The sequence below is a fragment of the Salmonella sp. A1325 genome (assembly GCF_056991255.1).
On the sequence record NZ_JAMLWO010000022.1, the window covers coordinates 1 to 6,247 of the forward strand.

8 protein-coding genes are annotated in these 6,247 nt (G+C 67.9%); all 8 read right to left on the minus strand.

All coding sequences use genetic code 11. From position 1 onward, the window contains the following. Window positions 1–29 precede the first annotated feature (29 nt). On the minus strand, window positions 30–1,073 hold the full coding sequence (locus NAZ64_RS22225) for a cytochrome c-type biogenesis protein CcmH (protein ID WP_108679520.1): 1,044 nt from the start codon (window positions 1,071–1,073) through the stop codon (window positions 30–32). Next, window positions 1,070–1,627, minus strand: coding sequence for a thiol:disulfide interchange protein DsbE (gene dsbE, locus NAZ64_RS22230; RefSeq protein ID WP_023218061.1), 558 nt, complete (start codon window positions 1,625–1,627; stop codon window positions 1,070–1,072). Before dsbE ends, NAZ64_RS22225 begins: the two co-directional genes overlap by 4 nt. Continuing rightward, entirely contained in the window at window positions 1,624–3,555 is a 1,932-nt protein-coding gene (locus tag NAZ64_RS22235) for a heme lyase CcmF/NrfE family subunit (RefSeq protein ID WP_000982515.1), read from the minus strand. The genes dsbE and NAZ64_RS22235 overlap by 4 nt, the downstream gene beginning before the upstream one ends. Continuing rightward, window positions 3,552–4,031, minus strand: a complete 480-nt coding sequence (gene ccmE / locus NAZ64_RS22240) for a cytochrome c maturation protein CcmE (protein WP_001053618.1) — start codon at window positions 4,029–4,031, stop codon at window positions 3,552–3,554. Before ccmE ends, NAZ64_RS22235 begins: the two co-directional genes overlap by 4 nt. Beyond that, the gene (ccmD, locus tag NAZ64_RS22245) at window positions 4,028–4,240 is read right to left on the minus strand and encodes a heme exporter protein CcmD (protein ID WP_220569535.1); all 213 of its coding nucleotides are present in this window, start codon (window positions 4,238–4,240) and stop codon (window positions 4,028–4,030) included. The genes ccmE and ccmD overlap by 4 nt, the downstream gene beginning before the upstream one ends. Continuing rightward, window positions 4,237–4,974 carry a heme ABC transporter permease gene (locus NAZ64_RS22250; protein WP_000265997.1) on the minus strand — a complete coding sequence of 246 codons (738 nt, stop codon included), beginning with the start codon at window positions 4,972–4,974 and terminating at the stop codon, window positions 4,237–4,239. Before NAZ64_RS22250 ends, ccmD begins: the two co-directional genes overlap by 4 nt. Before the next feature lie 51 nt (window positions 4,975–5,025). Next, entirely contained in the window at window positions 5,026–5,685 is a 660-nt protein-coding gene (ccmB, locus tag NAZ64_RS22255) for a heme exporter protein CcmB (protein WP_000990033.1), read from the minus strand. Then, window positions 5,682–6,247 (minus strand): cytochrome c biogenesis heme-transporting ATPase CcmA (ccmA, locus tag NAZ64_RS22260; protein WP_447347904.1); only part of this gene is annotated, 566 nt, incomplete at its 5' end. The genes ccmB and ccmA, both read right to left, overlap by 4 nt.

Here is a 6,247-nt window from a genome sequence, read left to right on the forward strand (position 1 = left end):
TGGCGCCACGCCACCGGGCCGTCAGGGTCTTATTTCTCCTGCGCCAGCCGGATACTGCGCTCTATCACCGCCCGCCGGGCGTCACCCGCCGGCAGTAACTTCAGCATCATCTCCCAGGCCGCCACCGCCTCGCCAAAGCGCTGCTGCTCAAAGGCGTTAAACGCATACAGGCTTAACACCCGGATATCCGTATGGTCGCGGCTCACCAGCCGGCGCAGCAGCTCCCCGCCGCGGCGGTTATCCTCCGGGTCGGACGAGCGCGTCAGCGCCTCCGCGTAGCCCAGCGCCGCATCGCTGTTTTTCGGGTCCAGACGGTAAGCGTTCGCATACGCCCCGGTGGCGGTACCGGCATTACCCAGTACCATACCGATGCGCCCCAGCATGAGCCAGCCCTCAACATTGCCGGCATCATTCTGCAGGCGGGTGCGCAGCCCCAGCGCCAGCCGCGCCATCTCCTCCTCATTCAGCGGCTGCGCCTGCGGATCCAGCGCCCGCGCCAGCAGCCCGGGCGTCTGCGCCGTCGCCTGCTGCCAGGCCCTCACCTGCGGATAGCTGCCGGTCAGGGCGTAGCTGCCGGCGCCGACCGCCAGCGCAATGACGGCCCCCGGCACGTAAACGCCCCACCCGGCGCGCGCGCCGCAAACCGGGGTGTCCGCCGGCAGCGGCTCCCGGCGCAGGCGCACCCGCCGGCGCGTGCGGGCGACGATTATCCACCCGCCCGCCACGATGGCGGCCAGCGGCAGCACCCACAGCAGCACCGTCAGCGGGGTCAGCGGCGGGTCGTAGGTGACAAAGTTGCCGTAGCGCGCCACCATGTAATCGATGATTTCCTGGCGGCTCTTCCCCTCCTGCATCAGGTCATACACCCTGCGGCGCATGTCGGTGGCTATCATCGCGTTCGAGTCCGCAATGCTGTTGTTCTGGCATTTCGGGCAGCGCAGCTGCTCCGTGAGCTGGCGGAACTGCTGCTCCTGCGCTTCATCTTTAAACGGCATCACGTCGGTGGTTGCCCGCGCTGACCCGGCGATAACCAGCGCCAGCATCAGCATCACCATGCCCGGTAACAGTCTCATTGCGCCGCCTCCCGGCTGTATCTGTCCCACAGCGGTTTCAGTTCACTCTCCCATACCCGGGCATTCAAATCGCCCGCATGGCGGTAGCGGATAATCCCGTTGCCGTCGATGAGGAAGGTTTCCGGCGCGCCGTACACGCCCAGGTCCAGCCCCAGCATCCCGTCGCTGTCCGATAAACTCAGCGCATACGGGTTGCCCAGTTCCTTTAACCAGGCCACCGCCTTCGCCCGGTCGTCCTTATAGTTCAGCCCGACCACCCGGATACCCTGCGCAGAAAGCTGGTTCAGGTACTGATGTTCGGCGCGGCAGGTCGGGCACCAGGTGGCCCAGACGTTAAGCAGCACCGGTTTCCCCTGCGTCAGCACCTCCGCCTGGTAGTACTGACCCGGCGTCTCCAGCGATTCCAGGCGGAACGCCGGCACCGGCTTTCCGGTCAGCGCCGATTCGAGATTCGTCGGGTCATCGCCCTCAGCGTTGCGCGCCAGCTGCCACAGCAGCGCCGCGGCAATCAGCAGAAAAATCAGCAGCGGTAATAACAGTACGTTGCGTTTCATCCGGCCTCCGGCAATGGTTTACGGCGGCGGTAGCGCGGGTCCGCCAGGCACAGCAGCCCGCCCAGCGCCATCAGCAGTCCCCCGGCCCATATCCAGCGGACAAACGGTTTGTAGTACAGGCGCACGGCCCACGCGCCGTTGTCCAGCTCCTCCCCGAGCGCGGCGTACAGGTCGCGGGTCAGCCCGCCGTCAATCGCCGCCTCGGTCATCACCATCCGGCTGGTGTTGTAGAGCCGTTTCTCCGCGTGCAGCACCGCCTCCGGCTCGCCGTGGCGCGTCACCCCGATGAGGGCCACCCCGCCGCGGTAGTTGGGGCCGGTGATGTCCCGCACCTCCCGGAAGGTGAAGCGGTAGTCGTGAATGGTCACGCTGTCGCCCGCCCGCATCCGCACGTCACGCTCCACGCTGTAATTCTGGCTGAAGGCGATGCCGGTAATCGTCACCGCCAGCCCGAGGTGCGCCGCCACCATTCCCCAGTAGCTGAGAGAGGTTTTCGTGCCGCGGGACACGCGCTGTACGGCTTCGGCCACCGCCAGCACCGCAATCCAGCAGGCCATCGCCATCCCCACCGCCGTCATGGCGATGATTTTATCTTCCAGCAGCCATGGCAAAAGTACCGACAGCACCAGGGTGGAGACCAGGGCGGTGAGCAGCAGTTTCCTGATGTTACGCGGCCGGTCCCGGCCCCAGCGCACCAGCGGCCCCACCCCCAGCAGCAGGGCAAAGGGGACCATCAGCCAGGTGAACATGGTGTTAAAGAACGGCTCCCCCACCGAAATGCTGCCCAGCCCCAGCTGTTTGTGCACCAGCGGCAGCAGGGTGCCCAGCAGCACCACCAGCATGGCGGCCATCAGCAGGACGTTGTTGCCGAGCAGCAGCGACTCGCGCGACCACAGCGCGTTGTTCACCCGCGAACGCACCCTGTGCCCGCGCACGGCGAACAGCAGCAGCGAGCCGCCGGTGACCAGCACCATAAAGGCGAGGATAAACATTCCGCGCGCCGGGTCGGAGGCGAAGGCGTGCACCGACACCAGCACCCCGGAGCGCACCAGGAAGGTGCCCAGCAGGCACAGCGAGAAGGCGCAGATGGACAGCAGCAGCGTCCACGCCTTAAAGCCGGCGCGCTGTTCGGTGACCGCCAGCGAGTGCAGCAGGGCGGTACCCGCCAGCCACGGCATAAAGGAGGCGTTCTCCACCGGGTCCCAGAACCACCAGCCGCCCCAGCCCAGCTCGTAGTAGGCCCACGCCGAGCCGAGCACGATGCCCAGCGTCAGGAACACCCACGCCGCCAGCGTCCACGGGCGGGCAAAACGGGTGAACGCGCTGTCCAGACGCCCGCTCAGCAGCGCGGCGATGGCGAAGGCGAAGGCCACCGAGAAGCCGACATAGCCCATGTACAGCAGCGGCGGGTGGAAAATCAGCCCCGGGTCCTGCAGCAGCGGGTTCAGGTCGCGCCCCTCCACCGGAAAGGCCGGCAGCGTGCGGGCGAACGGGCCGGAGGTGAACAGAATGAACGCCAGAAAACCGGCGCAGACCATCCCCATCACCGCCAGCACCCGGGCGACGATATCCGCCGGCACCTGCCGGCTGAACACCGCCACCGCCAGGGTCCAGCCGCTCATCAGCAGCACCCACAGCAGCAGCGAGCCCTCGTGCGCCCCCCAGGTGGCGGCCACCCGGTACCACACCGGCAGCTGCGTGTTCGAGTTGCCGGCGACATAGGCCACGGTGAAGTCGTTAACCACAAAGGCGTGCACCAGCACGAAAAACGCGCCCGCCACGCAGATAAACAGCAGCCAGGCGAACACCCCGGCCGACGCCATCATCCGCGCGTCGCCGCGCGCCACGCCCCACAGCGGGTAAACGGACAGCAGCAGCGCCACGCCGAGCGCCAGGCACAGCAGTGCGTGGCCGTATTCAGGCATCATGATGAAGTGTCCTTATCAGCGCGTTGCGGGCGGCGGTGGTTTTCCTGCATCGCCTTTTCCACTTCCGGCGGGGTGTAGTTCTCGTCATGCTTGGCCAGCACCTCGTGCGCCAGGACGTGGTTGCCCTTCTCCAGGGTGCCCTGCACCACCACCCCCTGCCCCTCGCGGAACAGGTCCGGCAGTATCCCCTCATAGCTCACCGTCACCGACCCTTCGGCGTCGTAGAGGCTGAAGTTCACCTTCAGCGAGTCCGGGTCGCGCCTGACGCTGCCGGGCATCACCATCCCGCCGACGCGCAGGCGCTGGCCCGCCGCCGGCAGCTGCTGCGTCTCGCGCTTGCCGTAGAGGATTTCGCCGGGGGTATAGAACAGGTCGATATTCGCGCGCAGCGCGTACAGGACCAGGGCGGTGGTCAGCCCCAGGCCCGCCAGCACCGCGCAGACCACCCATAGCCGGTTTTTACGTCGCAGGTTCACGCCGCCTCCTGTTGCGCCTGTGCGGCGCGCATCCGCGCCTCGCGCGCCTGCTGCTGCGCCACGCCGCGCAGAATGGCCCGGCGCTGCAGCACCGTGTGCAGCACCAGCAGCACCAGCGGCGCCACGGTCATCGCCACCGCCAGCCAGACAAAAAAGGCGTACCCGCCCATGGCGAAAAAATCGCTCCACGATGAAAATGCCGGACTCACCGGTGCCCCCTTTTCAGTATCAGTTCGCTCACCCACGGGCGGCGTTTTTCCATCAGTAAAATCAGGTTGCGCATCCGCATCAGCGACAGCGTCATAAAGAGCAGCAGGTAGCCGGCGATGGCCCAGCGCAGCGGCGAGCGCATCGCCGGGTCGATACTCTGCTGCATCCGCGTCGAGCCCTGGTGCAGGGTGTTCCACCACTCGACGGAATAGTGGATAACCGGCAGGTTCACCACGCCGACCAGCACCAGAATGCCCGCCGCGCGCCCGGCCATTTTACGGTCGTCAAAGGCGTGCCACAGGGCGATGACCCCGGCGTAGAGAAACAGCAGCACCAGCTCCGAGGTCAGGCGCGCGTCCCACACCCACCAGGTGCCCCACATCGGTTTGCCCCACGCCGCGCCGGTGACCAGCGCGATGAAGGTGTACACCGCCCCCACCGGCGCCATCGCCGCGACGGCAAGGCTGGCCATTTTCATCTGCCAGACCAGCCCGGTAAACGCCGCCACCGCCATCGCCGCATAGATACCCATTGACCAGATGGCCGCCGGGACATGCAGGTACATAATGCGGTAGCCCTCCCCCTGCTGGTAGTCCGCCGGGGCGAAACCAAAGCCCCGGACCCAGCCGGTGGCCAGCGCGATGATGCCGGCCGCCGCCAGCCACGGCACGAGCCTGCCGCAAATCTGATACAGCCGGGGCGGCGCCGCCAGCTGATGAAGGGTTTTCCACATAGTCGTCACCTGACCTCCTGAAACCAGTAAAATGTCCGTCGCGCCGGGGCGCTACTGCACGCTGAGGCGCAGCGCCGCCGCGGTGGCGAACGGGCTTAACGTCGCGCTGCCCGCCAGCAGCGCCCCCAGCACCGCCAGATAGCCGTCAGCGGGTAAATGCATCGATGCCGCGTCCATCGCCGCGGCGGCGAAAATCAGCACCGGGACACTCAGCGGCAGCACCAGAATGCCCAGCAGGACGCCGCCGCGCCGCAGCCCGGCCGTCAGCCCGACGCCCGGCGCGGCGAGAAACCCCAGCGCCGGCGTGCCGAGCAGCAGCGTCAGCGCCATGATTTTCCAGCCGTACACGTCCATCCCCAGCAGCAGCGCCACCAGCGGGGAGAGCATAATCAGCGGCAGGCCGGTCACCGCCCAGTGGGCCAGCACCTTCGCCAGCACCACCGCCGGCAGCGGCACCGGCAGCAGCATCAGCTGCTCCAGGCTGCCGTCCTGCAGGTCGTCGCGAAACAGCCGCTCCAGCGCCAGCAGCGAGGCCAGCAGCGCCGCCACCTGGATGATGCCCGGCGCGATACGCGCCAGCAGCTGCGGCTGCGGCCCGACGCTTAACGGAAACAGGGTGATGACCATCAGGAAGAACCACAGCGGGCCGGCGATGTCCGCGCCGTGGCGGAACGCCACGCGCAGTTCGAGACAGAAGACACGCCACATCACAGCCCTGCCCCCCCGCCGGTCAGCGCCAGGCGGCGGACGGTGTCCGCGGCCCCCGGCAGCGGCTGGTGGGTGGTGAGAATGACCATCCCGCCCTGCGCCGTGTGCGCCGCCATCCGCCGGGTGAGGCGCGCCACGCCGTTAACGTCAATGGCGGTGAACGGCTCGTCGAGCACCCACAGCGCGGCGCGGGTCAGCCACAGGCGGGCCAGCGCCACCCGGCGCTGCTGCCCGGCCGAGAGCCGGGCGACCGGCACGTCCTCAAATCCCGCCAGCCCGGCCTGCGCCAGCGCCTCCGGGAGACGCGCGCCGTCGCCGGGGTGGAAGAAGTGCAGGTTCTCCCGCGCCGTCAGGCGGGATTTAATCCCCGGCTGGTGCCCTATCCACAGCAGGCCGGAATGGAAGCTGTCGCGCACGCGGCGCAGGGGTTCGCCCTGCCAGTACACCTCGCCGCCGTCCGGGCGCGCCAGCCCGGTCAGCAGGCGCAGCAGGGTGGTTTTTCCGGCGCCGTTGCCGCCGGTGACCTGCACCCACTCCCCGGCGTCCACGGTGAACGACAGCCCGC